The 25,724-nt window shown below is 69.1% G+C and carries 32 protein-coding genes; 24 read left to right on the top strand and 8 right to left on the bottom strand.

Annotated features, from left to right (window positions below):
• Positions 1 to 28 precede the first annotated feature (28 nt).
• Positions 29 to 1,096 (bottom strand): methyltransferase domain-containing protein, encoded by a 1,068-nt coding sequence (locus ACFOWZ_RS12275; RefSeq protein ID WP_382372007.1) that lies wholly within the window; start codon positions 1,094 to 1,096, stop codon positions 29 to 31.
• 118 nt (positions 1,097 to 1,214) lie between these two features.
• Between ACFOWZ_RS12275 and ACFOWZ_RS12270 the strand changes: the two genes are divergently transcribed.
• From ACFOWZ_RS12270 to ACFOWZ_RS12250, 5 genes are all read left to right on the top strand, one after another.
• On the top strand, positions 1,215 to 1,592 hold the full coding sequence (locus ACFOWZ_RS12270) for a helix-turn-helix domain-containing protein (protein ID WP_382372006.1): 378 nt from the start codon (positions 1,215 to 1,217) through the stop codon (positions 1,590 to 1,592).
• Between the two features lie 5 nt (positions 1,593 to 1,597).
• The gene (locus tag ACFOWZ_RS12265) at positions 1,598 to 2,257 is read left to right on the top strand and encodes a hypothetical protein (RefSeq protein WP_382372005.1); all 660 of its coding nucleotides are present in this window, start codon (positions 1,598 to 1,600) and stop codon (positions 2,255 to 2,257) included.
• A 130-nt stretch (positions 2,258 to 2,387) separates the two neighbouring features.
• Positions 2,388 to 2,663: a DUF2516 family protein gene (locus ACFOWZ_RS12260; RefSeq protein ID WP_382372659.1), complete on the top strand. Its 276-nt coding sequence runs from the start codon at positions 2,388 to 2,390 to the stop codon at positions 2,661 to 2,663.
• The gene (locus tag ACFOWZ_RS12255; protein WP_382372004.1) at positions 2,660 to 3,316 is read left to right on the top strand and encodes an alpha/beta fold hydrolase; all 657 of its coding nucleotides are present in this window, start codon (positions 2,660 to 2,662) and stop codon (positions 3,314 to 3,316) included. The genes ACFOWZ_RS12260 and ACFOWZ_RS12255 overlap by 4 nt, the downstream gene beginning before the upstream one ends.
• Positions 3,317 to 3,325: 9 nt before the next feature.
• Positions 3,326 to 3,874: a DJ-1/PfpI/YhbO family deglycase/protease gene (locus ACFOWZ_RS12250; RefSeq protein ID WP_382372003.1), complete on the top strand. Its 549-nt coding sequence runs from the start codon at positions 3,326 to 3,328 to the stop codon at positions 3,872 to 3,874.
• Between the two features lie 27 nt (positions 3,875 to 3,901).
• Here ACFOWZ_RS12250 and ACFOWZ_RS12245 read toward each other — a convergent pair whose 3' ends face one another.
• Entirely contained in the window at positions 3,902 to 4,654 is a 753-nt protein-coding gene (locus ACFOWZ_RS12245) for a MerR family transcriptional regulator (RefSeq protein ID WP_382372002.1), read from the bottom strand.
• Between the two features lie 156 nt (positions 4,655 to 4,810).
• On the opposite strand from ACFOWZ_RS12245, the gene ACFOWZ_RS12240 reads away from it, so the two are divergent.
• Entirely contained in the window at positions 4,811 to 5,371 is a 561-nt protein-coding gene (locus ACFOWZ_RS12240) for a YbaK/EbsC family protein (protein WP_382372001.1), read from the top strand.
• Here ACFOWZ_RS12240 and ACFOWZ_RS12235 read toward each other — a convergent pair.
• On the bottom strand, positions 5,348 to 6,415 hold the full coding sequence (locus ACFOWZ_RS12235; RefSeq protein ID WP_382372000.1) for an LOG family protein: 1,068 nt from the start codon (positions 6,413 to 6,415) through the stop codon (positions 5,348 to 5,350). The two genes, ACFOWZ_RS12240 and ACFOWZ_RS12235, sit on opposite strands and share 24 nt — an antisense overlap.
• A 126-nt stretch (positions 6,416 to 6,541) precedes the next feature.
• Here ACFOWZ_RS12235 and ACFOWZ_RS12230 point away from each other — a divergent pair, with 126 nt between their 5' ends.
• The 8 genes from ACFOWZ_RS12230 to ACFOWZ_RS12195 all read left to right on the top strand — a co-directional run bounded on the left by ACFOWZ_RS12230 (position 6,542) and on the right by ACFOWZ_RS12195 (position 12,019).
• On the top strand, positions 6,542 to 7,516 hold the full coding sequence (locus ACFOWZ_RS12230) for an aminotransferase class III-fold pyridoxal phosphate-dependent enzyme (protein WP_382371999.1): 975 nt from the start codon (positions 6,542 to 6,544) through the stop codon (positions 7,514 to 7,516).
• 102 nt (positions 7,517 to 7,618) lie between these two features.
• Entirely contained in the window at positions 7,619 to 7,999 is a 381-nt protein-coding gene (locus tag ACFOWZ_RS12225) for a hypothetical protein (RefSeq protein ID WP_382371998.1), read from the top strand.
• Positions 7,996 to 8,400 (top strand): hypothetical protein, encoded by a 405-nt coding sequence (locus ACFOWZ_RS12220; protein WP_382371997.1) that lies wholly within the window; start codon positions 7,996 to 7,998, stop codon positions 8,398 to 8,400. The genes ACFOWZ_RS12225 and ACFOWZ_RS12220 overlap by 4 nt, the downstream gene beginning before the upstream one ends.
• Before the next feature lie 83 nt (positions 8,401 to 8,483).
• Positions 8,484 to 9,002, top strand: a complete 519-nt coding sequence (locus ACFOWZ_RS12215; RefSeq protein ID WP_382371996.1) for a putative T7SS-secreted protein — start codon at positions 8,484 to 8,486, stop codon at positions 9,000 to 9,002.
• Positions 8,999 to 9,799 carry an ESX secretion-associated protein EspG gene (locus ACFOWZ_RS12210; protein ID WP_382371995.1) on the top strand — a complete coding sequence of 267 codons (801 nt, stop codon included), beginning with the start codon at positions 8,999 to 9,001 and terminating at the stop codon, positions 9,797 to 9,799. Before ACFOWZ_RS12215 ends, ACFOWZ_RS12210 begins: the two co-directional genes overlap by 4 nt.
• Positions 9,796 to 11,148 carry a lipase family protein gene (locus ACFOWZ_RS12205; protein WP_382371994.1) on the top strand — a complete coding sequence of 451 codons (1,353 nt, stop codon included), beginning with the start codon at positions 9,796 to 9,798 and terminating at the stop codon, positions 11,146 to 11,148. Before ACFOWZ_RS12210 ends, ACFOWZ_RS12205 begins: the two co-directional genes overlap by 4 nt.
• Entirely contained in the window at positions 11,145 to 11,606 is a 462-nt protein-coding gene (locus ACFOWZ_RS12200) for a hypothetical protein (protein WP_382371993.1), read from the top strand. The genes ACFOWZ_RS12205 and ACFOWZ_RS12200 overlap by 4 nt, the downstream gene beginning before the upstream one ends.
• Positions 11,603 to 12,019, top strand: coding sequence for a YbaB/EbfC family nucleoid-associated protein (locus ACFOWZ_RS12195; RefSeq protein WP_382371992.1), 417 nt, complete (start codon positions 11,603 to 11,605; stop codon positions 12,017 to 12,019). The genes ACFOWZ_RS12200 and ACFOWZ_RS12195 overlap by 4 nt, the downstream gene beginning before the upstream one ends.
• Positions 12,020 to 12,023: 4 nt before the next feature.
• On the opposite strand, the gene purU is transcribed toward ACFOWZ_RS12195, so the two are convergent.
• Genes purU through ACFOWZ_RS12175 form a run of 4 tightly spaced genes read right to left on the bottom strand, consistent with a single transcriptional unit; the run spans position 12,024 to position 14,930 of the window.
• A complete protein-coding gene (purU, locus tag ACFOWZ_RS12190) occupies positions 12,024 to 12,875 on the bottom strand; it encodes a formyltetrahydrofolate deformylase (protein WP_382371991.1) in 852 nt (283 codons plus the stop codon).
• 37 nt (positions 12,876 to 12,912) lie between these two features.
• On the bottom strand, positions 12,913 to 13,647 hold the full coding sequence (locus ACFOWZ_RS12185) for a maleylpyruvate isomerase family mycothiol-dependent enzyme (RefSeq protein ID WP_382371990.1): 735 nt from the start codon (positions 13,645 to 13,647) through the stop codon (positions 12,913 to 12,915).
• 9 nt (positions 13,648 to 13,656) lie between these two features.
• A complete protein-coding gene (locus ACFOWZ_RS12180; RefSeq protein WP_382371989.1) occupies positions 13,657 to 14,463 on the bottom strand; it encodes a class I SAM-dependent methyltransferase in 807 nt (268 codons plus the stop codon).
• On the bottom strand, positions 14,442 to 14,930 hold the full coding sequence (locus ACFOWZ_RS12175) for a DUF2505 domain-containing protein (RefSeq protein WP_382371988.1): 489 nt from the start codon (positions 14,928 to 14,930) through the stop codon (positions 14,442 to 14,444). The genes ACFOWZ_RS12180 and ACFOWZ_RS12175 overlap by 22 nt, the downstream gene beginning before the upstream one ends.
• Between ACFOWZ_RS12175 and ACFOWZ_RS12170 the strand changes: the two genes are divergently transcribed.
• Positions 14,929 to 16,029, top strand: a complete 1,101-nt coding sequence (locus tag ACFOWZ_RS12170; RefSeq protein WP_382371987.1) for a UDP-N-acetylmuramate dehydrogenase — start codon at positions 14,929 to 14,931, stop codon at positions 16,027 to 16,029. The genes ACFOWZ_RS12175 and ACFOWZ_RS12170 overlap by 2 nt on opposite strands.
• Before the next feature lie 75 nt (positions 16,030 to 16,104).
• A complete protein-coding gene (locus ACFOWZ_RS12165) occupies positions 16,105 to 17,112 on the top strand; it encodes a hypothetical protein (RefSeq protein WP_382371986.1) in 1,008 nt (335 codons plus the stop codon).
• Here ACFOWZ_RS12165 and ACFOWZ_RS12160 read toward each other — a convergent pair.
• Positions 17,066 to 17,797 (bottom strand): SDR family oxidoreductase, encoded by a 732-nt coding sequence (locus ACFOWZ_RS12160; RefSeq protein ID WP_382371985.1) that lies wholly within the window; start codon positions 17,795 to 17,797, stop codon positions 17,066 to 17,068. The two genes, ACFOWZ_RS12165 and ACFOWZ_RS12160, sit on opposite strands and share 47 nt — an antisense overlap.
• A gap of 93 nt (positions 17,798 to 17,890) precedes the next feature.
• Between ACFOWZ_RS12160 and ACFOWZ_RS12155 the strand changes: the two genes are divergently transcribed.
• The 8 genes from ACFOWZ_RS12155 to ACFOWZ_RS12120 all read left to right on the top strand — a co-directional run.
• Entirely contained in the window at positions 17,891 to 19,030 is a 1,140-nt protein-coding gene (locus ACFOWZ_RS12155) for a L,D-transpeptidase (RefSeq protein ID WP_382371984.1), read from the top strand.
• A gap of 115 nt (positions 19,031 to 19,145) precedes the next feature.
• On the top strand, positions 19,146 to 19,910 hold the full coding sequence (locus ACFOWZ_RS12150) for an alpha/beta fold hydrolase (RefSeq protein WP_382371983.1): 765 nt from the start codon (positions 19,146 to 19,148) through the stop codon (positions 19,908 to 19,910).
• Positions 19,907 to 21,154, top strand: a complete 1,248-nt coding sequence (mshA, locus tag ACFOWZ_RS12145; protein WP_382371982.1) for a D-inositol-3-phosphate glycosyltransferase — start codon at positions 19,907 to 19,909, stop codon at positions 21,152 to 21,154. The genes ACFOWZ_RS12150 and mshA overlap by 4 nt, the downstream gene beginning before the upstream one ends.
• Entirely contained in the window at positions 21,151 to 21,636 is a 486-nt protein-coding gene (locus tag ACFOWZ_RS12140) for a type III secretion system chaperone family protein (protein ID WP_382371981.1), read from the top strand. Before mshA ends, ACFOWZ_RS12140 begins: the two co-directional genes overlap by 4 nt.
• Positions 21,637 to 21,762: 126 nt before the next feature.
• Positions 21,763 to 22,533, top strand: coding sequence for a DUF4349 domain-containing protein (locus ACFOWZ_RS12135; RefSeq protein WP_382371980.1), 771 nt, complete (start codon positions 21,763 to 21,765; stop codon positions 22,531 to 22,533).
• A gap of 398 nt (positions 22,534 to 22,931) precedes the next feature.
• Positions 22,932 to 24,497 (top strand): 4-coumarate--CoA ligase family protein, encoded by a 1,566-nt coding sequence (locus ACFOWZ_RS12130; protein ID WP_030473118.1) that lies wholly within the window; start codon positions 22,932 to 22,934, stop codon positions 24,495 to 24,497.
• 343 nt (positions 24,498 to 24,840) lie between these two features.
• Positions 24,841 to 24,975: a hypothetical protein gene (locus ACFOWZ_RS12125; protein ID WP_382371979.1), complete on the top strand. Its 135-nt coding sequence runs from the start codon at positions 24,841 to 24,843 to the stop codon at positions 24,973 to 24,975.
• Positions 24,976 to 24,980: 5 nt separating this feature from the next.
• Positions 24,981 to 25,724: phosphoglyceromutase (locus ACFOWZ_RS12120; RefSeq protein WP_030473116.1), on the top strand; the 744-nt coding region annotated here is incomplete at its 3' end.

Genomic DNA, 25,724 nt, shown 5'->3' with positions numbered 1-25,724 from the left:
TGACCCGTGTCGTGACGTTCGTTCAGGATCACAGACGCCACCTGTGCTCGGCCAGCGTCAGGAACTGGCCGTCGGGCCCGATCGTGATCCCGAAGTGGTGTCTGCGCGGTTTGCCCAGATCGTGCCACTCACCGACGGCTTCTTCCACGACGTCCCACAACCTGCGCGGGCCGCCCTGGTCGACGTGCGAGCCGCGGTGGTGCACCCACGACCCGTCCGCGTGCGCCAGCCAGTCGCGACCGGCGACGACGCCCGGCAGCGCGATGCCCGCGAAGAACTCGAACGGGCTGGTCGGGTCGACCACGGTGTCCAGCGGGAGCTTGGTGGTGCGCCGGTCGAACGGGCCCTCGCCGGCGAGAGCGGGCGGGTGGGCGTGCGCGCGCAACGGCATGAAGCGGCCGTCCTCGATGAGCACGCGTCCCTCGCCGGTGCCGTCGCCGTTGGACGTGATCTGGACGAGCCCCGCGCCGATGGGCCGGTGCAACGTCGTGACGACCAGACCGCCGGGTCTGGTCTGCTCCAGCCAGGCGGGTGGGACGGTCGCGACGGAGCAGGTGGCGAGCAAGCGGTCGTACGGTGCCCGGTCCGGATGGCCGAGTGCGCCGTCGCCCGTGACGCAGGTCGGGAAGAAACCATTGGCGTGCAGGTGTTCCCGCGCTCGCCGGGAGATGTGCGGGTCGACGTCGATCGTGGTGACGTTGTCCGAACCCACCGCGTGGCACAGCAGAGCCGCGTTGTACCCGGTGCCGGTGCCCACCTCGAGGATCTTCTGTCCTCTGTGGACGTCCAGTGCCTCCAGCATGATCGCCATGATCGTGGGCATGCTGGACGAGCACGTCGGTGTGCCACCGGTCACCGTGTCGTCGCCGTCGAACTGGGTAACCCACACCCGGTCGGCGTAGACGAGTTCCAGCCAGTCCGGGTGTTTCGAGGTGACCTGTTCCCAGTCGCCGTCGTGCAGCTGGCGGTAGAAGCGCGGCAGGAACTCGTGGCGTGGAACCGCCCGGAAAGCCTTGAGCCACTTGGAATCGCGCAGCACGCCATCGCCGAGCAGGTGGTCCGCCAGCTCGGCGCGCAGGGCCCCGGCGTCGTCCATGTCACCTGCAACGGTATCGCTGTGGCGGAGCACACGCAGCTGTTGCTAGCAGGGTGCTTGCAATAGCTAGCACTCAGGGCTAACGTTGTTGGTGGCACGAGGAACGGGAGCGGGAACAGTGGAAAAGTCCATCGACAAAGCAGTCGCGGACCTCGGCCGCAACATCGGTGAGTACATCCGCGAGCAACGCAACAGCGCGAAGATCTCCTTGCGCGAGTTGGCGAAGCAGGCTGGTGTCTCCAACCCATACCTCAGCCAGATCGAGCGAGGACTGCGCAAGCCCAGCGCGGAGATCCTTCAGCAGATCGCCAAGGGACTGCGCATCTCGGCCGAGGTGCTCTACGTCGAGGCCGGGATCCTCCAGCAGCGCGAAGGCGGTGCGTTGGCGGACGCCATCGTCGCCGCGACCGATCTGACCGAGCGGCAGAAGCAGGTGCTGCTCGACGTCTACGAATCTTTCAGGCGGGAGAACGCCGCCAAGAACAAGGAGGAGTGATCTCCATGCCGAAGCTCACCCAGGACGACGTCCGCAAGGCCGCCGAGCAGGGCGCGCACGCCGCGCGTCAGGCGCTGCTCGCCGCCCTCGGCGCCGGTGACCTCGCCGCCAAGGCGGTCGTCGAGGCCCTCAACAAGGCCAAGGAGCGTGCCGACGAGGCCCGCAACCAGGCCACCGACATCCCGGCCGAGCTCAAGGACCTGCGCGAGAAGCTGCAGCCGGCCGAGCTCAAGAAGCTGGTCGACGCCTACACCGCCTCCGCGGTGAACCTGTACACCTACCTCGCCGAGCAGGGCGAGCAGACGCTGGAGCAGATCAAGGCCCAGCCGCAGGTCAAGCAGGCCGTCGAGCAGGTCGAGCACGCCGTCGAGGTCGCGCAGAAGCGCGCCGAGTCCGCCGCCGCCGACGCCCGCGTCCTCGCGGACGACGTGCTCGGCAAGGTGACCCGCCGCACCCGTTCGGTCGGCGAGAAGGTCGCCCACGAGGTCGAGGAAGGCGCCGAGAAGCTGGCCGAGGAGATCGTCGAGGTCGGTGGCGAGGCCGCGCACGAGGTCCGCAGCACCACCCGCAAGGCCGCGAACCGCACCGCGCCGCGCAAGCCGGCGACGACCACCCGCAGCACCACCGCGGCCAAGAAGACGACCACGACGAACACCACCAAGTGAGTCGCTGAAGTCTCCTGCAGAGGGGAGCGTGCCACCCGGCACGCTCCCCTCTTCGCATGTGTCCACGTAGTCTGGGTGGGTGCTGTTCTTCGACCTGCCACCCGAGTGGAGCTTCTGGTACCTCGACCGGATCGCGTACCTGCTCGCCGACCTGGTGTTCACGGTCATGGCGCTGTTCGCGTTCTTCCACGCGCTGAGTCAGCGCGTGGACGCGTACACAGCGGCTGAGCGCATGACCAAGCCGGCGTGGCTCGGCATCACCGGAGGTGGGCTGGCCGCGATGCTGCTGTTCTCGCCGGGCGGCGTCGGTTCGATCTTCTGGCTGGCGGGCCTCGTCGCGGTGCTCGTCTACATGGTGGACGTGCGGCCGAAGCTGATCGAGGTCCAGCGCGGCCCCCGTTGGTGATCACGCACTCCTACGGCTCCGGCTCGCCGGTGACGCTGGTCGCTCACGGCCTCGGCGCGACGCCAGGCGAGGCGCGGATCCCCGCCTCCGGGCTGCCGGGCACCCGCGTGGTGGTGACGTTGCCGTCGCACGGTGACGCCCCGGATGCGCCTCCAGGTTATTGGGACTACGGCCGGATCGCGGCCGACCTGGCGACCGTTTCCGCTGATCAGGCCGTTGGCGTGTCGCTGGGCGCCGGTGCGCTGGTCCGGTTGCTGTCCCTCGAACCCGATCGTTTTCAACGGGTGGCGCTGCTGCTCCCGGCCGTGCTGGACCAGCCGCGGGCGCCGTTCACCCTCCAGCAGCTCTCCGACCTGACCGTCGGACCACCGATCTACGTCGCCGAACGCCGGGCAGCCCTGACCCGCCTGGAGGCCGCCGCCGAGCAGCTGCCGGGCCAGGTGGCCGTCGCGGACGCCTCGCTGTTGTCGGACGTGCGCATCCCGGTGCTGGTCATCGGGGCCGTGGACGACCCGCTGCACCCCGAGGACGTGGCGAAGGCGACGGCCGCGGCGTTCCCCGGCGGCGAGCTGTGGCTGATCGACTCGCCCTCGCCGATGATCACGCACCGCGCGGAGATCCGGCACAGATTGGTCGACTTCTTCGGCGGGTAGCCGAAGTGCATGGCCGAACAGAAGAAGATCGCATTCCTGGTCGACACGGAGGGCATCGAGCAGGTCGAGCTCACCGACCCGTGGGCACACGTCGAGAAGGCCGGCGGGGTGCCGCGCCTGATCGCACCGAAGCTCGGTGAGGTCCGCGGCTTCAACCACCTGACGCCTGCCGACACGTTCCCGGTCGACACCACCTACGCGGACGCCGACGCGGCCGACTACGACGGTGCCGTGATCCCCGGTGGCGTGGCCAACGCCGACTTCCTGCGGATGGACGCCGACGCCGTCGAGCTGGTGAAGGCCCTGGTGGCGGCGGGCAAGCCGATCGCCGCGATCTGCCACGGGCCGTGGTTGCTGGTCGAGGCCGCCGTGGTGCGCGGCAAGATGCTGACCTCGTTCCCGAGCCTGCAGACCGACATCCGCAACGCGGGCGGCGACTGGGCCGACGAGGAGGTTCGGGTGTGTGACCTGAACGGGTGGACGCTCGTGACGTCGCGCAATCCCGACGACCTGCCGGCGTTCAACCGCGAGGCGTTGAAGGCTTTCGGGCTTGACTGACCGGGGTCTGCAGCCCCCGTTCAGTTCCTAGAGACGCGTCTGCGCGTAGTGCTTCATCGCGGCGTTGGCCCACTCAGCAGTGCCTTCGGCGTGGGCGTCCAACTGCGACTTGAACTCGTCCTCGAGGTACAGGTCCGCGAGTCCCGAGTAGGACTCCCGGTTGGGCGTCCAGCTGAGGCAGATCCACCGGTGGTGCCGGTCGATGAGCTCCTGCGTCTCGGGCGCGTCCACCGGCGTGTTCGCGGTGAACAGCTCCGTCGCCCGCGTGACGATGTCCTGCCACTCCTGCAGGAACCTGTCGGCGTCGGCCTTCGTGGCACCCTGCCAGCGCTTCTTGCTGCTGGCGATGTGCTCCTTCACGCCGTCGCCGAAGCGGTCGACCAGCTGCGCCTCGTACTCCTTCTGCTTGGCGGCGTCGAAGCCGTCGAACAGCTCTTCCATCTTCACCTCGTCCCCTCCTTCCAGTTCTTCGATCGTGCGCGCGACGGTGGTGGCGAGCCGGTCCAGCCTGCGTCGTTCGTCCTGCAGCCACCGGTGGTGGTTGCGCAGGATCGTGAGCTGGTCCGTGCCGTTCAGCACCTCGGCCACCACGTCGAGGCCCAGGCCCAGGTCGCGCAGCAGCAGGATCTGCTGCAGGCGGTGGACCTGCTCCTTCTCGTAGTAGCGGTAGCCGTTGTCACCGATCCAGGCCGGTGGCAGCAGCCCGATCGAGTCGTAGTGCCGCAGCGTCCTGGACGTCACCTGCGACATCCGTGCCACCTGGGCGATCGACCAGGCCATCTCGGTTCCCCCTTCGCGCTCTGTTCAGACCGTAAAGGTTGACGCAGCGTCAAAGTCAACGCGACTTTTCAGTGCACGCGGGGAGCTTTCGTACTCTCAGAGCGCACGAAAGGGCCCCGCGTGCGGAAAGCAGGGGCGGGGTGGCGGGCTGGCAGGATGGGTGGGGTGTGGACCATCGCTGGGTCGTTGGAACCCGTACCTGTGCTTTCCCGCCTCGACCTCGTGCCGGAGCCGGTCGCGGCCGCGTTGAAGAACCTGGACGGCGCCGACCGCGTCGCCGTCGCAGAGATCGACGGTTCGTTGGCGGACACCGCCGAGTTCTGCGCGCACTACGGTTCGCCGCTCGAAGCGTCGGCGAACTGCGTGGTCGTCGCGGGCAAACGCGGCGGCGAGATCCGTTATGCGGCGTGCATGGTGCTCGCGACCATGCGTGCGGACGTGAACGGCGTCATCCGCAAACGGCTCGACGCGCGCAAGGCGTCCTTCGCGCCGATGGACGAGGCCGTCGCGTTGACCGGCATGGAGTACGGCGGCATCACGCCCATCGGCGTGCCCGCGGACTGGCCGATCCTGGTGTCGCCGGAAGTGGCCGCCGCCCCCGAGCTCGTGGTGGGCAGCGGCATCCGCGGCAGCAAGATCCTCATCCCGGGCGACGTGCTGATGAAGCTGCCGGGCGCCGAGGTGCTGCCCGACCTAGCTCGTGTACTTGACCAGTAGCTCGATCGCCTCGTCGATGTCGTCGGTGACGAGGATCCACTGCTCGGCCTCCCGGCCGGCCGCGAGCTTCTGCACGAGCGGCGCGGCCGGGACCTCGTCGGTCCAGAAGTCCTTGCCCAGGAACACCATGGGCGCGGCCGGGCCGACGCTGCCGTAGTAGTTCTGCGTGAAGTCCTGGAAGACCTCCTGGACCGTGCCCGCCTTGCCCGGCGTGTAGACGATGCCGCCCGTGGCGACGGTCAGCAGGCCCTCCTCGCGCACCGAGTTCGCGAAGTACTTGGCGTGCAGCTCGCACGCGGGGTTGGGCGGCTCGTGACCGTAGAACCACGTCGGGATGCCGATCGTGCGCGGCTTGTCGAACGAGGGGATCTCCGGGAACGCCGCGAGCCACCGGCCGATCGACTCGTCGTCGTGACCGAACGACGGCGCCTGCGCGATGGCGTCGAGGACGTCCTTGTCGGCCTCGCCGAGCCGCACGCCGAGCGGAACTGCCTCCATCGCGCCCGGTCCGCCGCCGGTCAGGACCGTGAAACCGGCCCTGCCGAGCGCCGCGCCGAGCTCGACGGCGTTGCGGTAGCCGTCCGAGCCGCGGGCCAGCGCGTGACCGCCCATGACCGCCACCGGCGATCCCGTCAGCGTCTCGTCGAGCGCCTCGGTGATCGAGTGGTCGTGCAGGCGTTCGGCCAGCGCGTGCAACGGGTCGGGGTGGTGGCCCTGTTGCTTGCTGTGCCGGTAGATCACCGCGTCCGGGGTGTCCGCGTACGACTTCGGGTCGGCCGGGTCGAAGCCGCCGAACAGCTCTGCGGGCGTGTAGAGCGACGACCGGTAGACCTCGTACGGCACGTCCGGGATCACCGGGAAGATCAACGCACCGGCTGCCTCCGCCCTGCGCTGCATGGTCTCGCTGAGGGCGCAGCCGAGCAGCAGCGCTCCGTCCAACGGGACACGGACGTCCTCTCGGGTCAGGTCCAGCCCGATGATGACGGCTTTGCGCAGGTCAGACTCTGCCCGCAGCTGGTCGAGGTCGGTGATTTCGATCCGCACGGGAAAAAGCCTATGCCTCGGGCGAACCAACGTGGCGCGGTATCCGAATGAGTAGTGGGAACCCAGGTCCGCTCGCCCTCCCGACGAGCGGCCGCGGGCCGCGCTGCCCAGGAAAGGTTCCCCGCCATGGCTACCGAACAGCTGACCGGATGCGCCGCCCGAGGCGCCCGAGTGGTAGATCCCCACCGCGTCGAGTACCTGGACTGCGGTGGTTACGGAGCCCCTCTGCTCGGCCACGCCCACCCGGCCGTGGTGCAGGCCGTGGTCGGCCAGGTGCGCCGGCCGTCGCTGCTGGACCGCCTGATGCTCGACCTGGTCACCCCCAACGGCCTCGACCACATCCACACGTTCCCGTCGGCCTCGGAAGCCGCCCAGTTCGCCGTGGCCCTGGCTCACGCCAACGGCCGTCCCCGAGTGCTGACCACCGGCGACGTCCCGTACGGCGGCATCGACTCGCTGCGCGCCACCCTGGCCGCCGGACCACCGGCCTGTGTGCTCGTCGAACCGGTCCGCGGGGCGTCCCTCCCTCCCGACGGCTACCTGCGCGCGATCGCCGAGGTGTGCCGCGAGCACGGCGCGCTCGTGATCGTCGACGAAACGCGCACCGGCCTGGGTCGCCTGGGTGTCTGGTGGGGCTGTGACATCGATGGCGTGACCCCGGACATCCTGCTGGTGGGCGAGGGCCTCTCCGGCGGCGTGCTCCCGATCGCGGCAGTGGTGGCCTCGGCCGACGTCGAGGTCCCGTTGTGGCGCGGCCCCGACGCCGTGTCCCCGCTGGCGTCCGCCGCCGTCAACGCCTGCCTGCACGTCACAGCCGCCGACGGCCTGGTCGAGCGCGCCAGGCTGCTGGGCGACGAACTGCTGTTCGGGCTGCGAGCTGTCGTGGCGGGCAAGGCCCACGCGTCCGGCCGCGGCCTGCTGCTCGGCGTCGAACTGCCGGACCAGCGAGCCGCTGACGTGTTCACCGGTGAGCTGTTGCGTTTGCGTGTGCTCGCCGACTTCCGCGGGCGAACCGTGAGCTTCACGCCTCCAGCCGTGATGACGGCCGCGGATGCCGGATGGCTGGTCGAGGCCGTGGGGAAGGCGGCGGCGAAGATCTGAGTTCGCCGGGCGGGCGCCGCGCACCCCTGCCAAGATCCACGGCGGGGGTGCGCCGTGCTCAGACTTCTTCCGATTCTCCTGCTGCTTCTGACGGGATGCAGCGTGCTGGAGAACTTCCACGCCGACGTCAACGCGGTCGGCAGGCAGATCGTCGCTGACTGGAAACAACGCCCGGACGTCGCTGCCGCGCAGTTCGAGTACCGCCACGGCCTCGACCTCGGCGAGAGCATGACCGTCGAGGTGCTCGTGCACGCGGACAAGATCACCGACACCACCGTCGCCGACCTGGTGGAGATCGCGAAACGCGACTACTGGCGCGGCACGTGGAAGAGCGTGTCGACCGACTACCGCGTCTACACCACCGACGACCCTCCCTACGCAGCCAAGCGGGGACAAGCCAAGCCCATCGCTGACGGCCACATCACGTTCGAAGGCGACCCAGCGGCCAGCTACGGCCCCCGACCGACGCAGCCGAGCAAATGAGGCGGCTCGCGCTCCTGGCGCTGCTGGTGCTCGCCGCGTGCGGCACGTCCGACGACACCGTCGAGGACCTGCGCGACCGCATCGAGTCCGACCTGCAGGCCCAGGACGGCGTCACCGCGGTCGAGGTGAAGTACACGACCGGCATGGACCACCGGCAGAGCCTCCGCGTGACCGCGACCGTGCCGGACCGCGCCAAGGCCGACGAGGCCATGAAGATCGTCCGGCGTGACTACTGGACCGGCACCGGCCGCCGGGTCGACTTCCGGATCGTGTTCCGGTCACCTGCCGGGGCCGAGGTGCTGAGCAGCGACGACGTCAGGTTCGAGCTCGGCGACGTCGTCGAGATGGAGCGCGAGTACGGGCCGCGGTCGGAGGCCGGCGAGCTCGAACCCGGTCGCTGAGTAGTTCCGCTCACCTTTGGCCGTTCGCTGGGCGACGATCCTCCGCGTCGTGGTTTGCTCGCCGTGAGTGAACGGAGGTACCGGTGTACGGCAATCCGGACGAGCTGGACCGCATCGCGGGTGAGATCGAGAAGCGTGCCGAGTCGGTTCGCACGCACGGCACCGAGCTGACCGACAACGCACGTCGGATGCAGTGGCGGTCCGTCGCGGCCGACCGGTGTCGCGAGACGGTCGAGGGCGACAGGCGCAAGCTGTTCCAGGCCGCGGAAGGAATGGACGGTGCGGCCGCGGTGCTGCGGCAGCACGCCCAGGAGGTCCGCGAGATGATCGCCGCGATCAAGCGGATCGCGGAGGCCGTCACCGGCTGGTTCAAGAGCGCGATCGACACCTTCAACCGCGCCGTCGACGCGTTCAACGACGCCGTGAGGGACATCGCGAACGGTGTCGCCGACGCCCTCGGCTTCGGCGGTGGTCAAGCTCCGCAACCGCCCCAGCCTCCGTGGACGGGCTGGAAGTGGGGCCCGGACAACCTGCCTCCGCACGGCGACAAGGCGTGGCTCGAAGTCGGCGAGTACATGCGCGGTCAGGGAGTGCCCGCGTGACCCCGGCACCGCACCGGTTGGTGCTGTCCGCCGGCGAGTTCGCTTACCTGGTCGAGAAGACCGGCGTCGACCTGCCACCGGACTGGATGCCGGCCGACGACGTCGCGATCGGTCCCGCGGAGGCCGGTCTCACCAAGAAGCGCGTCGTGACGGGCGTCGGGGACGAGGCGGAGGTTCACCCGTCGGTGGAGCGCAACCTGCAGATCCTCGCCGGGCCAACGGTTCTGCTGGACACCATCGCGTCGATCGGCTCGAAGAGCCTGCACAGCGTGCACGCGGTCAACGGCCCGTTGGGCGCTTCTCTCTTTGCGTTGGGCGACGGCGCGGTGGAGTTGTCCATGTTCGCGTCCGTCGACCTGGGCAAGGAACTGATCCGCGCCGTGCCGCAGGCAGACCCCGCCGGCACGAGCCTGGAGTCGCGGCTCGGCGGCGCCGAGGACGCTCAGCCGCTGCAGGGCCGGTTGCCGCTGGAAGCGTTGCAGGAGATGGGCGCGGCCAGGCTCTTCCGCGCCGCCGACCCGGACGCCCCGGCTGCCGTACTGGCCCAGCTCAAGCTTTCCGGTGACGAAGCTTCACTCGCGCAGAACGTCGCCGAACAGACCGACGGCGCCCTGCGCTGCCTCGTCATCTGGGCCAACGGCACGTCGCAGGTCAACTGGGTGCACACGGCGGGCGGCTGGAGCGGCCTCGACCCGGAACCGGACGGCTCGGGCCGCCGCATGGTGCGCGTCGAACCGGCACAACGCGAGGACCTGGGCACCTGGGTGGCGCCCGCAGTGGCGGGAGCGCTGGCATGACGGTGAAGAACATCCAGGTCGAAGGCGGCGCGGGCGGCGTCGAGGCCAAGTACGAGGACCTCGCCGCGATGGGCGACCTCACCACCGATGTTGCCGGCGACACCCTCAAGACCGCGGCCGCCGGGCACAAGTTCCTGGTCGAGCCCGATGTGCTGGCCTCCTCGCTGCTCAATCCCGGCGGCGTGGTGAAGTTCGAGGCAGCGATGGCCGTCGCCCTCGACGGACCCAACGGGCTCACCGCCACATCTGCCGCGATCGGACTGCGCAGCGAGGCTTTCAAGGCGTCGAGGATCGCCTACGAAGTGGCCGACGACCTGGCCGCGAAGGGCTTGGACGCCGCGCGGTGGTTCGGCGGTCTGGCGGTGGCGACCAACCCTCCTGGTGCCGCTCTGGTGGGTGGTGGCGGGATCGCCGCCGACGTCTACCTCAACTACGACGGCGACTGGGAGAAGTGGCTGGTCAACCACCCCGGCATGGTCGACAACCTGGTCGGCATGACGCCAGGGATGCTCAGCGCGCTGGGTATCCCGATGGACCTCGCCACCAGCTTGGATCTGCTGGCCGCCAGCTACCCGGACAGCGACGCCGAGGTGACCGACTCGCGGACCTCGAATCCGGACGAACCGAAGAACCTGGGTGACCTGCTCGACGGCCTGGCCAGGCGCAACGACTCCAAGCAGCACGAGAACGACCAAAGCCCCGACCCTGCCAACCTCGACGTCCAGATCATCCGGGACGCGAACGGCAAGGTGACCGGTTACGTGGTTGACATTCCCGGCACAAAGGCGTGGAACGCCCCGTTCACCACGGACGGGTCGAACGACACCGGCACCAACATCGATGCGATGGCCGGCAACAACACCGTGCTGCAAAAGGGCATCGAGGAGGCGTTGAGCAGGGCAGGGGCTCACGGCACAGGCGTACCGGTGATGCTGGTCGGCCACAGCCAGGGCGGTATCGTCGCGGCGCAAGCAACGGGAGACCTCGTCGCCAACGGGTACAACGTGACGCACGTGCTCACCGCCGGTTCGCCGGTCGGTCGGATTGACGTTCCGGACAACGTGCAGGTTTTGTCGCTGGAAAATCGAAACGACATCGTTCCTCGACTTGACGCGTCCGAGAACCCGGACAGTCCGAATCGCACCACGGTTCAGTTCGACAACCAGCAGAACACCGTGACCGGAAACCACAGGATTGAGGACAACTACGCGGCCGTGGCCCGCGAGCTCGACCAGGGTGGCAATCCCTCTGTGCAGCGGTACAAGGACGGCTTGGGTGCCTTCACTGGTGGAACGTCGTCCGAGATGCACACCTATCGCATTGATCGTGAAGGCGAGAAGAAGAAATGACCCTGTTGCGCGCAGCGGCTGCGTTGTCTGCGCTCGTCCTCATGGCGGGATGTGGCGGACGGCCGACGGAGTCCGCCATTGTCGACAAGATCAACGATGAGCTGGGAAAGAAGATCGTCGCAGACTGGCGGGCGGTACCGGGAGTGGCGGACGCCACCTACGAGTATCGGAAGGCGATTGATCGGCAGGCCATTTCAGTCAGGGCTGCGTTGAAGCCGGAAACCGCCTCGGACTCGTTGGTTCAAGAACTCGTCGAGATCGTAAAGCGCGACTACTGGCAGAGTACGGCGAACGTGGTTTTCTCGTCGTCGATGTTCAGGTCTGAGACGATGCCTGAAACTCCGGTCAAAGACGAGTCGATCATCCTTTTCAACGGGCCGATTAAAATTGACATGTACGACAAAGCGCAAGTCGCAGAGTTGAACGAGAAGTACGGTCCCAAGCCGGAGAGGAAATGAGCACCAAGATGACCCCCGACGAATGGCTCGCCGACTTCGAGGCCAAGACCGCCGAACTCCAGCGCAACGCCGCGGCCTTCCGCCGCAACCTCGAATCGGCAGGCACCACGGTGACGACCGAGGACAAGTCCGTCACCGTCACGGTCGCCCCGAACGGCGCCCTGCTGGACCTGAAGATCGAGGGCCACACCGACCTGGCGACCAAGGTCCTCGCCATCACCAGGACCGCCCGCGAACAGGCAGCCACCAACGTCCTCGACGAGTTCCGCCAGGTCGCCGGCAACCACGCCAACGAGCTGGACACCGACGTGTCGGTCCCCGCACCGCCCGCGCCCGAGACGCAGCAGCAGAAGCCCGTGCAGCCCGACGAGGACTTCAGCGAGAAGACGGTCTACCGCAAGGAAAGCTGGTAAACGCTCAGAAGATCACCGTCTGGTTGCCGTGCACCAGCACCCGGTCCTCCAGGTGCCACCGCAGCCCGCGCGCCAGCACCACCTTCTCGATGTCCCGCCCCTTGCGCACCATGTCCGCCACCGAGTCGCCGTGGTGCACGCGCAGCACGTCCTGCTCGATGATCGGGCCCGCGTCCAGGTCCGCCGTCACGTAGTGGCACGTCGCGCCCACCAGCTTCACGCCGCGGCGGTGTGCCTGGTGGTACGGGCGGGCGCCGATGAACGACGGCAGGAAGCTGTGGTGGATGTTGATCGTGCGGCCTGACCAGGCCGCGCAGAGTTCCGGCGGCAGGATCTGCATGAAGCGGGCCAGGACCACGGCGTGCGGGTCGTGCTTGTCCACGAGTTGGCGCAGCTGGGCGAACGCGGCTTGCTTGCCTTCCGGGTCGTTCGTGGGGAACGGCACGTGGTGGAACGGGATGCCGTGGGCTCGGGTGATGTCGCCGAGTTCCGGGTGGTTGGCGATGACGGCCGACACCTCGACGTCCAGCTCGCCGGTCGCCACGCGGGCCAGCAGGTCGTAGAGGCAGTGGCCTTCCTTCGAGGCCAGGATCACCACGCGCTTGCGCACGCCCGTGTCGGTCACCGTCCACGTCGACTGCGCGCCCAGGCCGGCGGCCACCTCGGTGAACTGGGCCCGCAGCTCGTCCACGTCGAACGGCAGGGAGTCCGCGCGGACCTCCTGGCGCGTGAAGAACCAGCCCGTCTCCGGGTCGGTGTGGTACGCGGCCTCGACGATCCAGCCGCCGTGCTCCGCGAGGAACGACGAGATCCTCGCGATGATGCCGGTGCGGTCCGGGCAGCCGAAGGTGATCACATAGCGACGCTCAGGCGATGACACGCCGCAGAAGTATTCACGGCCTGCGCAGTCCGTCCAACAGGGCCCGGTTCCCGGACACGATCGCGGGGCTCGGACGGCCCCACACGGCGCGATAGATGGCGTCTGCCGTGCCCGCGACGGTGGCGTCCTCGTCGACGGCCGCGTCCTGGACCGGGCTCACGACCACGGGCTCGCCGGGGGCCAGTCGCAGCTCCCACGTGCGGCCGGCGTCGGCCGCGTGGAAGAGGATCGTGCCGGTCACGTCGATCGGCACGCGGTTCACCGCTCGGGGCATGAGCCGCGTGAAGTACTCGTCGACGCCGTCGGCCGCGAACTCCGGGGTCCACAGCAGCGTGGGCACGTCGCCGACGGCGTGCAGGGCGTCGAGGCGGTGGATGGCGGTCTCGTGCGCCTGGCGCTGGGCCCAGAACGACGCCACGTTCTCGCCGTTGAACGTCCACACGGGAGTGTCCGGCGCGGTCGTGCGCAACCGGTCCAGCAGGATGGCCAGCCGCTCGTCCCACCACGTGAGCAGGTCGTTCCACGCCGAGGGGCCTTCCGCGGACGGCTGTTCGTCCGGGCGGGGTGGCTCGTTGCTCGGCGGTGTCGCCAACGCCTTGCCTGCCCAGGAGTGCACGCGCGCCTGGTGCGTGACCAGGTCGTGCACCGTCCACTTCGGACAGGTCGGCACCGGGGCCTCCGGGCCCGCCTGCACGCACGCGGTGCGCATCGCCGAAGCCTGCTTCTCGATCTCCGCGACGAAGTCCACGACGAAACCCTACGGCGCGACGGCGGCCCATTCGAGCGAGATTTCGCCCAGCCGCCAACGCCGCCGGTCGTCCAGCACCGGCCAGCCCCGCTCAGCGAGCAGCCGCGCCGACTCCACCCACCGCGCACGCGGCCCGAACGGCGCGAAGGGGGCCGCAGTGGCCCAGCACGCGTCCAGCTCCGCCAGCAACGCGTGCACGCGCTCGCCCGGCACGTTCTTGTGGATCAACGCCTTGGGCAGTCGCTCGGCGAGGTCCGACGGCACCTCGATGCCGGACGGCTTGCACGCCAGCGTGAACGTCTGAGGCCCCTCCGCGGACAGCGTCACCCACGTGCAGCGCCTGCCGATCTCGTCACAGGTGCCCTCGACGACCAGTCCGCCGGGCGCCATGCGGGACAGCATCGTGTCCCACGCCTCGAACGCCTGCTCCTCGGTGTACTGGCGCAGCACGTTGAACGCGCGCAACAACACCGGCCGCGCCCCCGCGAGCTCGAAGCCGCCGCGCCGGAAGTCCAGCCACGGCGGGTCTGCCACGGCCTTGCCCGCCTCGACCCGCTCGGTGTCGATCTCCAGCCCGAGCACGCGCATGTCGGGGCGCACCGAACGCAGGCGCGAAGCCATCTCGACGGTGGTGATCGGCGACGACCCGTACCCGAGGTCCACGACGAGCGGATCGGCTGCCGACAGGAGCAGGTCGGACAGCGTGCCGGTCATCCACCGGTCGACCCTGCGCAGGCGGTTCGGGTTGGTCGTGCCGCGCGTCGGCAGGCCGAGCGCACGGGCCCGGCCGGCCGCTAGCCGCGGTTTGCGAGCCATTCGGACGTGAACTCGCTCTCCTTGTCGAGCAGCACGGTGACCTGCTCGGCGATCAGCTTCTCGAGCTTGCCGCCCATGAGCGGGATGCTGACCTTGACCTCCCCCGTGAGGGTGAGCTTCGAACCGGAACCGTTGTCCGTGATGGTGAACGCACCGTCCAGCCGGCCGGGCACGCCGCCCAGCGTCACCTCGACCGTGCCCGCGAGCGCGGCCCAGTTCTCGATCCGCTGGATCACCAGGTCACCGCCCAGCAGGGACTTGGCCATCGACGGCAGGTGTTCTGCGGGCACACCCTGCTTGAGCTGGTAGGACGTCCTCACCTCGGTGGTGGTGAACATCACGAGCTCGGCGTTCGTGCCGCCGATCTCGGCCAGCCGGTCCCGCAGATAAGTCTCGTCGACCAACGCGCCGAAGACCTTCTCCGCCGAATGGGGTGACGTGGTGTGGTGCTCGATGCGGCGTGCCATGTCGCGGAGGCTACCGTTGACGCCTGTGACCACCACGCAGTCCGTACCTCTGGCCGAGCGCACCACGCTCCGACTCGGTGGCCCGGCCGCGCGGTTCGTCCACGCCACGACCGCCGCTGAGCTGGTCGAAGCCGTGCGAACAGCCGACGCCGCCGCCGACGAGAAGGTCCTCGTGCTCGGCGGCGGATCGAACCTCGTGATCTCGGACGGCGGCTTCGACGGCACCGTGGTGCACGTCGCCACCAAGGGTTTCCGCCTCGACCCGCTGGGCGGCGGGATCGTCCAGTTCACCGTCGAGGCGGGCGAGGAGTGGGACGCGGTCGTCGCCGAGGCGGTCGCGCAGGGGCTCGGCGGCCTCGAGTGCCTGTCCGGCATCCCCGGCCTCAACGGCGCCACGCCGGTGCAGAACGTCGGCGCGTACGGCGTCGAGATCTCCCAGGTGCTGCAGTCGGTGGATCTTCTCGACCGGCGCAGCGGCAAGGTGCACCAGGTGCCCGCCGCCAAGCTCGGCCTCGACTACCGCACCAGCGTGCTCAAGGGCACCGACAGCGCCGTCGTGCTGCGCACCAGGTTCTCGCTGACCGCCGGCGGCATGTCCGCGCCCATCCGCTACGCCGAGCTGGCGCGCGTTCTCGGTGTGGCGCAAGGTGATCGCGTTCCGGCCGACGAGGCCCGCAAGGCCGTGCTGGAGCTGCGCCGCGGCAAGGGCATGGTGCTCGACGCCACCGACCACGACACGTGGAGCGCCGGCTCGTTCTTCACCAACCCGATCATCGACGAGGCGACGTTCGCGAGCGTGCTGATCCGCATCTCCGAACGTCTCGGCGCCGACGTGAACGTCCCCGTCCACCCGGCGGGTCCCGGCCAGAAGAAGCTCTCCGCCGCGTGGCTGATCGAGCGCGCCGGGTTCCGCAAGGGCCACCAGGGCCCCGGCGGCCGGGTGTCGCTGTCCAGCAAGCACACGCTGGCGCTCACGAACCGCGGCGGCGCGTCCACCGAGGACCTGCTCGACCTGGCCCGCGAGGTGCGCGACGGCGTGCGGGCGGCGTTCGGCGTGGAGCTGCACCCGGAACCGGTCTTCGTAGGCGTTCGGCTGTAGGTCTGTTCGGGTGACTCTATGTGACCAATCGCTACCCGGCGTGTTTCATGGAGGTCAGGGGAACGGGAGGTCGCTGTGGGCTACCTCGACGAGAACGCGCGAGAGATCATCAGGCCGATCAAGCGCATGGTCGAAGACGAGTTCCTGTCCCGGCCGGGTGTGATCGGCGTCGACATCGGCGAGAAGGTCACCGGCGGACGCCCCACGGGCCGGGCCGCGATCGTGGTCTACGTGTGCGCCAAGGGTCCACTGCACCCGCAGCAGATCCCGGCCGAGGTTGGCGGTGTGCCGACGGACGTGGTCGCCGAGTCGATCGTGCTACACCGCGCACGGGTCACCCGCACTGCCGAACCCGTTGCGGCGGAACGGCATCCGGTGCTGCGCGGTGGTCTCAGCATCGGGCCCGCACGGTCCTTCAGGGTCGTCCCGCCCGAGGTCCCGGTGGCCGGGGAGTACGTGATCGCCGGCACCCTCGGCGCGTTCGTCGTCACCAGGGACGACGCGCGGAAGGTGTTGGGGCTCACCACGTTCCACGTCGGTTGTGTCGACGACTCGTGGTCGGTCGGCGACGAGTTCGTGCATCCGTCCAGAGTGGACGGTGGCGTGCCCGGTGCCGACCAGGTGGCGGTGCTCGACCGCGCGGCGCTGGCCGGATCTGTCTGCGCGGCCGGCCTGCGGATGGGCGCGCGGCCGATCCGCGCCGAGGTGCTCGACGTCGGCGCGATCACGGGCAGCGCGGAGGCGGTCGTCGGCTCGACCGTGCGCAAACGCGGCCGCACCACCGGACTCACGCACGGCGTGATCACGTCGGCCGACGCGACGCTGCGGCTCGACTTCGGCGACGGGCTCGGCGTCAGGACGTTGCGCGACCAGATCCGGGTGTACTCGTCCGAACGCTTCGGCGACCACGGCGACAGCGGTGCCGTTCTCGTCGACGCCGACAACCGGGTCGTCGGCCTGTACGTGGCGGGGACGGGCCCGACCGGGTACGCGAACCCCGTCGGGCCCGTCCTGCGTCAGCTGGACGTGGAGCTGCTCACACCCGGTGTACCCGAGTCGCGGAGACCTGAGCCCGCGGCTTGAGCACGATCTCGTCGAGGTTCACGTGGGACGGCCGGGTGACCGCGAACGCGATGACGTCCGCCACGTCGTCGGCGGTGAGCGGCGTCAGGCCCTGGTAGACCTTGGCCGCGCGCTCGGTGTCCCCGTCGAACCTGTTGGCGGAGAAGTCCGTCTCGACCATGCCCGGCAGGATCTCGGTGACCCGCACCGGCTGGCCGAGCAGCTCGCCGCGCAACGTCCGGTGCAGTGCCGACTGCGCGTGCTTGGCGCTGGTGTAGCCGGACCCGTTGTCGTACGCGTCACGTGCCGCCACGGACGTCACGGACACGATGTGCCCGTCTCCCGACGCGATCAGCTTCGGGATGAAGGCCTTGGTCACCAGCAGGGTGCCGAGGACGTTCGCCTCCCACATCCACCGCCACTCGTCCGGGTTGCCCTCGGCGACGGTCGAGAGCCCGCGCGCGCCACCCGCGTTGTTCACGAGCACGTTGCATTCGGGTACCCCGTCGGCGAAAGCGGCGACGGAGGCCTCGTCGGTGACGTCCAGCTCGATGGCCGTCCCGTCGATCTCTTTCGCGATAACGTGGAGACGGTCCAGACGACGTGCGCCGAGCACGACGTGGAAGCCCTCGGCGGCCAGCCGCCGCGCGGTGGCCTCGCCGATGCCCGCGCTAGCTCCGGTCACAACTGCGACAGGTCGATTCACGACTTCGATCGTAGGCCGCCGAAGTGGGTGTGACCGACGTCACTCACACCGTCATGGGGTGCTGGACGTCCACTCTGGTGGGAGGTCGAAACCGTGAAGAGAACACTTGCCGCGCTGGTCGTCGGGCTGACGCTGCTGACCGGTTGCTCGAGTGTCGAGGCGGGGTCACCGAAGGCGGACAGCTCGCTGCCGTCGGCGAAGGTCACCCTGTCCCCGGTGGACGGCACCAAGGACGTGCAGGTGACGTCGCCGGTGCAGGTGACCGTGGTGGACGGCAAGATCGAGTCCGTCGCGGTGAAGTCGCCAGAGGGCACCGAGGTCAAGGGCACGCTGACGGAGGACAAGTCCGGCTGGACCGCCGCCGAGCCGCTGGGCTACGGCAAGACGTACAGCTACTCCGGCAAGGTCGTCGGCACCGACGGCAAGCCGGTCGAGCTCAAGGGCTCGTTCACCACCGTCGCGCCCGGTTCGCAGACCCGCGCGACGCTCTGGCCCGGCGACAACCAGACCGTCGGCGTCGCGGCGCCGATCATGGTCAAGTTCGAGGCGCCGGTCCAGGACAAGGCGACTGTCGAGAAGGCCCTCAAGGTCACGAACTCGGCGAACGTCCAGGGCACGTGGGCGTGGCTCAGTGCCCAGGAAGTGCACTACCGGCCGGAGAAGTACTGGCCGGCGAACACCAAGATCAAGGTCGAGGCCAAGCTCTACGGCGTGAACTACGGCGGCGGCGCGTTCGGCAAGGCCGACGTGACGAGCGAGTTCGCCATCGGCCGCAACCAGGTCGTGAAGATCGACAACCCGACGCACCAGCTCGTGGTCCTGCGCGACGGCCAGCAGGTCGCCTCGTACCCGGCCTCGTTCGGCAAGGACGCGGACCCGGAGCTGACGACGCCGAACGGCACGTTCGTGGTCATGTCGAAGCACGACACGTGGTCGTTCGACAACCCGCGCTACGGCTACACCAACGTCGTCAAGAAGTGGGCCGTCCGGTTCTCCAACCACGGCGAGTTCATCCACGAGAACAACGACAACGCGGGCAACATCGGCAAGGTCAACTCCTCGCACGGCTGCGCGAACCTGCTGGAAGCCGACGCGAAGGCGTACTACGACTCGGCGCTGGTCGGCGACCCGGTCGAGGTGACCGGTTCGATCACGACGCTGCCGGCCCAGTTCGACTGGTACGACTGGCAGATCCCGTGGGCGCAGTGGCAGGAGAAGTCCGCCGCCAAATAGCCCTTGTTGATTGGCGCGAAAAGCACGTTCGGGCCGATAGATGGCCCGAACGTGCTTTTCCCGCCAAACCAGGAACGGTGGGAATGCGCGCCCTGACGTGGTCGTTTGTGCATGTGTGCAGCTGACACACGTGACGGCGGCCGGCGGGGGACGACTGGCCGTCCGTGAGGCAGGCCCGCCCGGCGCGCCACCGGTGGTGCTCGTCCACGGTTGGGCGCAGACGGGCGCTGTCTGGGACCTGCCGGACTTCCACACGTACGCCGTCGACTTGCGCGGACACGGCGAGTCGGACGACTTCGGCGACTACCGGGACTCCGCCGCGTGGGCCGAGGACCTCAAGGCCGTGCTCGACCACACCGGGCCCGCGACGGTCGTCGGCTGGTCCTACGGCGGGCTCGTGATCGCCGACCACCTGCGCTTCCACGGCACGTCGAACATCACCGCGCTGGTGTTCGTGAGCGCCATCACCGAGATCGGCCGCGGTCGCCCAGGAGGCGAGACCGGGCCCGTGATGCGGGCCGCGTTGCCCGCCGCCATCACCGACGACGCCGCGATGGCGCGGTTCTGCCGGGACATGGCGCCCGTTCTGCCTGCTGAGACGGTCGCCGAACTCACAGCCGCCGCCACCTCCGTGAGCCATAAAGTGCGAGGTGAGCTGTTCCGCAGGGATGTGGGCAGCGCTGACGTGCTGGCAGGCGTCGACGTGCCGACCCTCGTGGTGCACGGAACTCAAGACGAGGTGGTCGCTCCCGCTGCCGCCGAGTACTCCGCCGCCCTGATCCCCGGAGCCGAGTTGAGCCTGTATCCCGACACAGCGCACGCACCCTTCCTGGAGCGGCCCCAGAGGTTCTCCAGCGACCTGAAGCGGTTCGTCCGATGAAGCGCGTCGCGGTGCTCTCGGTGCACACGTCGCCGCTGGAGCAGCCAGGGACGGGTGACGCCGGCGGGATGAACGTCTACATCGTGCAGACGGCCACGCGGATGGCGCAGCGCGGCGTCGAGGTGGAGATCTTCACCCGCGCCACGTCGTCCGAGCTGCCGCCGGTGGCCGAGCTCGCGCCGGGCGTGCGCGTCCGGCACGTCGCCGCGGGACCGTTCGAGGGGCTGGGCAAGGAGGAACTGCCCGGCCAGCTCTGCGCGTTCACCGCGGGCGTTTTACGCGCCGAGGCACGCCACGAGCCCGGCTACTACGACGCGATCCACTCGCACTACTGGCTGTCCGGGCAGGTCGGGTGGCTCGCGCGCGAACGGTGGGGCGTGCCGCTCGTGCACACCGCCCACACGCTGGCCAAGGTGAAGAACCTGGCGCTGGCCGAGGGAGACGCACCGGAGCCCCGCATGCGGGTGATCGGCGAGGAGCAGGTGGTCGGCGAGTCGGACCGGCTCGTGGCCAACACCGACATCGAGGCCAGCGAGCTGATCAAGCTCTACGACGCGGACGCGTCCAAGGTCGTCGTGGTGCCGCCCGGCGTGGACCTCGACAGGTTCACCCCCGGCGACCGCGACAGGGCCAGGCACTCGCTGGGCGTCCCGCAGGACGCGATCGTGCTGGCGTTCGTCGGCAGGATCCAGCCGTTGAAGGCTCCTGACGTGCTGCTGCGCGCGGCCGCGGAGATGCTGGTCCGCGATCCGGGGCTGCGCTCGCGGCTGGTCGTGCTGATCGTCGGCGGTCCGTCGGGCAGTGGCACGGAACGGCCGAAGGCGCTGGAGGAGCTGGCCGTGCAGCTCGGGATCACGGACGTGGTGCGCTTCCTGCCGCCGCAGCCGGGCCCCGCGCTCGCGGAGGTCTACCGGGCCGCGGACCTGGTGGCGGTGCCGAGCTACAACGAGTCGTTCGGGCTGGTCGCTCTGGAGGCTCAGGCGTGCGGTACGCCGGTGGTCGCGGCGGCCGTCGGCGGGCTGCCGGTCGCGGTCAACGACGGCATCTCCGGCGTGCTGGTGCACGGGCACGAACCCCAGGAGTGGGCGGCGGCGATCAGCGGGGTGGCGCTGCCGCAGCGCGAGCACCTGGCGAGCAACGCGGTGGGGCATGCGCGACGCTTCTCGTGGGACCGCACGACTGACTCGCTGCTGGCGGGGTATCAGGAGGCGGCAGACGCGTTCCGCCGGGAGGTTTTCGCTTGAGCGACTCGCTTGACGACGTGATCAAGGCTTTTCTGGACGAACGGGAGCTGAAGTACGACCGGCGCGAGCCCGGCAAGTTCTTCGTCACGCTGCCGGGCACCAAGAAGCTGCAGACCAACGTGTGGCTGGTCGAGACGACGCACGCGCTGCTCGTGGAGGCGTTCGTCTGCCGGCGGCCGGACCAGTCGTTCGAGGACGTCTACCGGTTCCTCCTCCGTCGCAACGCACGGCTGTACGGCGTGCACTACACGATCGACGCCGAGGGCGACATTTACCTGGTCGGCCGGGTCGGCAAGCACGCCGTGACCGCGGACGAGCTGGACCGCGTGCTCGGGCAGGTGCTGGAGGCGGCGGACGGCGACTTCAACCCGTTGCTCGAGATCGGGTTCGCCGACGCGATCCGCCGGGAGTGGGCGTGGCGGGTCTCGCGCGGTGAGTCGCTCGCGAACCTCCAGGCGTTCCAACATCTCGTTTCGGAGTAGCGGGCAACTCGTTTCGGCTTCCCCGGCAACCCCTGGTCCGTCCTGAACCGTCGGACTGGCATGGGCAGACCAGTGCTGGTGGTGGGAGTCGCGTTGCTGGCCCTCGTTTCAGCGGGGTGTGGCGCGATGAGCAGTGGGGGGTCGGCGAAGGACGCAGCCGCACCTCCGGTGGCGCAGGAGAAGGCGCCGCAGCAGGAGAACGCGCAGTCGGCCGTGCAGGTGCAGCAGCAGGAACGGCAGCTGGTGCGCACGGCGAACGTCGACCTGCGCAGCGACGACGTGCTCAAGGCGATCGGTCAGATCAAGGACCGGGCGCAGACCGCGGGCGGGTTCGCCGGTGAGGAGAACTCGACCAAGGACTCCGGGACCGTGACGGTGCGGGTGCCGTCGAACGAGCTGGACAAGGTCGTGCGGGACCTGGCGAACTTCGGCGAGGTCACCCGGAGCGAGGTGCGCAGCGAGGACGTCACCGACCAGCTGGTCGACGTCGAGGCGCGGATCGCGACGCAGCGGGCCAGCGTCGAGCGGCTCCGCGTGCTGTTCGAGCGGGCCGGGTCGACGTCGGAGGTCGCGCAGGTCGAGGCCGAGCTGACGAAGCGGCAGGCCGAGCTCGAGTCGATGCAGCGGCGCAGCGAGTCGTTGAAGGGCAAGGTCGCGCTGGCCACGCTCACCGTGCGGGTCGCGACCGTGCCGATCGCGCCGCCGGCGGAGGAGGAGGTCGGTTTCTTCGGCGCTCTCGCCGGTGGCTGGAACGCGCTGGTCACCGTGGTGGGCGTGATCTTGGTCGGCGTGGGCGCGATGCTGCCGTTCGTGGTGGCGCTCGGCATTCCGGCGGCGGCCGTGGTCTACGTGCTGCGTCGCCGAAAGCGTGTCACTCGGATGAACGAAGCTGCGTGATCAAGCTCTACTGAGAGTGCACCTTTGGGGAGCGCGGAACGGCTCGGGAGAGAGGGGGAGTCGCATCGAGCCGTTCCGCGTCAAAGGTCCCCGCTGCATCGGATCCGTGGACGGGGGGAGCCTGCGGATCCCAAGCGGGCCGCGCGATCCGACGGGGGATGACGAACCGCGCAAGTGCCTCGCGCTCGTCGAGTAAGCGTGGGAGCCGACTCGCGGAGGCGGTATCAACTTCCCAGATGCATCCTTGCGATCACAAGTGCTTGTATTGCTCCATTCGAGTGTATTTAGTCGCGCTAAGTAACGTCTCTGTAGCGATCCGGCTGACCTTGACCAGCCCAGTGGGCTGGATCACGATGTGCCCACAGGCTGGGTGTTCAGCGAGTGAATGAGGTCGCCGCATGGTCTTTCGCAGTCCGTTCCCCGATGTCGAGATCCCCGACGTGTCGCTGCACCAGCTGCTTTTCGGCGACATAGCCGACCGGGCGGACCGGGTTGCGTTGATCGACGGCATGTCCGGCGCGACGCTCACCTACGGCCAGCTCGCCGGGGCGATCGACCGCATGGCCGCCGCACTCGCCGCGCGCGGCATCGGCAAGGGCGACGTGGTCGGCATCCTCAGCCCGAACACGCCGTACTACGCCGTCGTCTTCCACGGCATCCTGCGCGCGGGCGCCACCGCGACCACGATCAACGCGCTCTACACGCCCGACGAGGTCGCGCACCAGCTGCACGACGCGGGCGCGAAGATGCTGTTCACGGTGTCCGTGCTGCTGCCCAACGCGGCACCCGGCGCCGCGAAGGCCGGCGTGACCGACGTCGTCGTGCTCGACGGCGCCGAGGGCTACCCGTCGTTGGGTGAGCTGCTCGCCAACGACCACCCGGTGCCCGAGGTGGAGATCAACCCGGCCGAGGACGTCGCGGTGCTGCCGTACTCGTCCGGCACGACGGCGTTGCCCAAGGGCGTGATGCTGACGCACCGCAACCTCGTCGCGAATCTCGTGCAGTGCGGCCCGATTCTTTCGGATGTCGGCCCGGAAACGCGAATTCTTGCTGTGCTGCCGTTCTTCCACATCTACGGCATGCAGGTGCTGATGAACAACGGCCTCTACATCGGCGGTGTCGTCGTGACGCTGCCGAAGTTCGAGCTGCCCGAGTTCCTCCGCGTGATCGCCGAGCACAAGACCGACCGCGTGTACATCGCCCCACCGGTCGCCGTGGCCCTCGCGAAGCACCCGATCGTCGACCAGTACGACCTGTCGCCGATGAAGATGCTCTTCTCCGGCGCCGCGCCGCTGGACGAGGACCTCGCCGACGCGGTGAAGAAGCGCATCGGCTGCAAGGTCGCGCAGGGCTACGGCATGACCGAGATGTCGCCGGTCAGCCACGCGATCCCGGACGGCCGCGACGACATCTCGATCGGCACGGTCGGCGTGATCATCCCGAACCTCGAGTGCCGCCTGGTCGACCCGGCCACCGGCTCCGACGTCGGCGTGGGCGAACGCGGCGAGCTCTGGTGCAAGGGCCCGAACATCATGAAGGGCTACCTGAACAACCCCGAGGCCACCGCCGCCACGATCGACGACGACGGCTGGCTGCACACCGGCGACGTGGCGGTGATCGACGCCGACGGCATCGTCTCGATCGTCGACCGCGTCAAGGAACTCATCAAGTACAAGGGCTACCAGGTTCCGCCCGCCGAGCTCGAAGCCGTGCTGCTGACCCACGACGAGATCGCCGACGCGGCGGTCATCGGCGTGCGCGACGCGGACGGCGAGGAGGTCCCGAAGGCGTTCGTGGTGCGCCAGCCCGACTCCACGATCACCGAGGAAGCCGTGATGGCATTCGTGGCCGAGCACGTGGCGCCGCACAAGAAGGTGCGCGTGGTCGAGTTCATCGAGGCGATCCCGAAGTCGGCGTCGGGCAAGATCCTGCGCAAGGACCTCAGGGCGCGCGAACAGGCCTGAGCCACGTGACGTGGCGGCTTCCTGAGGAGCCGCCACGTTTCTTGTTCAGTACCCGCCTCAGACGGAATTGCTGCGAACTTTTTGAAGAAGAGTCGAGAACGGCCAGCCGCTGGAGAGACGCGGGCCCGTCGCGACGATGAGGATGCGCGCGCCGCACTCGCTCATGCCGCGCTCCTCTCCTCATCTCGAGCTCCGAGCAGTGTCGCCTGAAGGGTGGCCGTCAGCCAAGCCTCGTGGTGCAGCTCCGCCTCGCCGTGATGTGTCTTCCTCCGCAGATCAGGCGGAGACCTGCCAGGTGTAGGCGGCCTCGGTTGCAGTTGGGTTGTACCGCAGGTCAGGGCCGGTGAGCAGGCCTGTGATCATCTCGGCGCCCGGCCGCGTGCACGGCCGCCCGGCGTCTTCGCTCGCCGACGAATCCCATGGCGTGGGTCACGGTGACCTGCCGGGGTACGGCAGGAGGGTCGGCATGGCAGGCTAGCTGCCATGTCTGTCGGAACCTTGGTGCTGCTCCGCCACGGCGAGAGCACGTGGAACGCGGAGAACCTGTTCACCGGATGGGTGGACGTTCCCCTGTCGGAGAAGGGCGAGCGGGAGGCCCGCCGCGGCGGCCAGCTGCTGCGCGAAGCCGGTGTGCTGCCGGAGATCCTGCACACGTCGCTGATGCGCCGGGCGATCATGACCGCGAACCTGGCGCTGGACGCCGCCGACCGGCACTGGATCCCGGTCCGCCGCGACTGGCGCCTAAACGAACGCCACTACGGCGCGTTGCAGGGCAAGAACAAGAAGCAGACCCTCGAGGAGTTCGGCGAGGAGCAGTTCATGCTCTGGCGCCGCTCCTACGACACCCCGCCGCCGCCCATCGAGCCCGGCAGCGAGTACTCGCAGGACACCGACCCGCGCTACGCGGACCTCGGCCCGGACCTGCCGCTGACCGAGTGCCTCAAGGACGTCGTCGAGCGCATGATCCCGTACTGGGAGTCGTCGATCGTCCCGGACCTGCGCACCGGCAAGACCGTCCTGGTGGCCGCGCACGGCAACTCGCTGCGCGCTTTGGTCAAGCACCTCGACGGCATCTCTGACGAGGCCATCGCGGGGCTCAACATCCCCACGGGCATCCCGCTGCGCTACGACCTCGACGAGGACCTGAAGCCGCTCAAGCCGGGTGGCGAATACCTGGACCCGGACGCGGCGAAGGACGCCATCGCGGCCGTCGCAAACCAGGGCCGC

This window comes from Lentzea rhizosphaerae, assembly GCF_042649515.1.
GTDB lineage: Bacteria > Actinomycetota > Actinomycetes > Mycobacteriales > Pseudonocardiaceae > Lentzea > Lentzea aerocolonigenes.
Note: the sequence above shows the minus strand (reverse complement) of the source record. Positions and strands in the feature narration are given on the sequence as shown.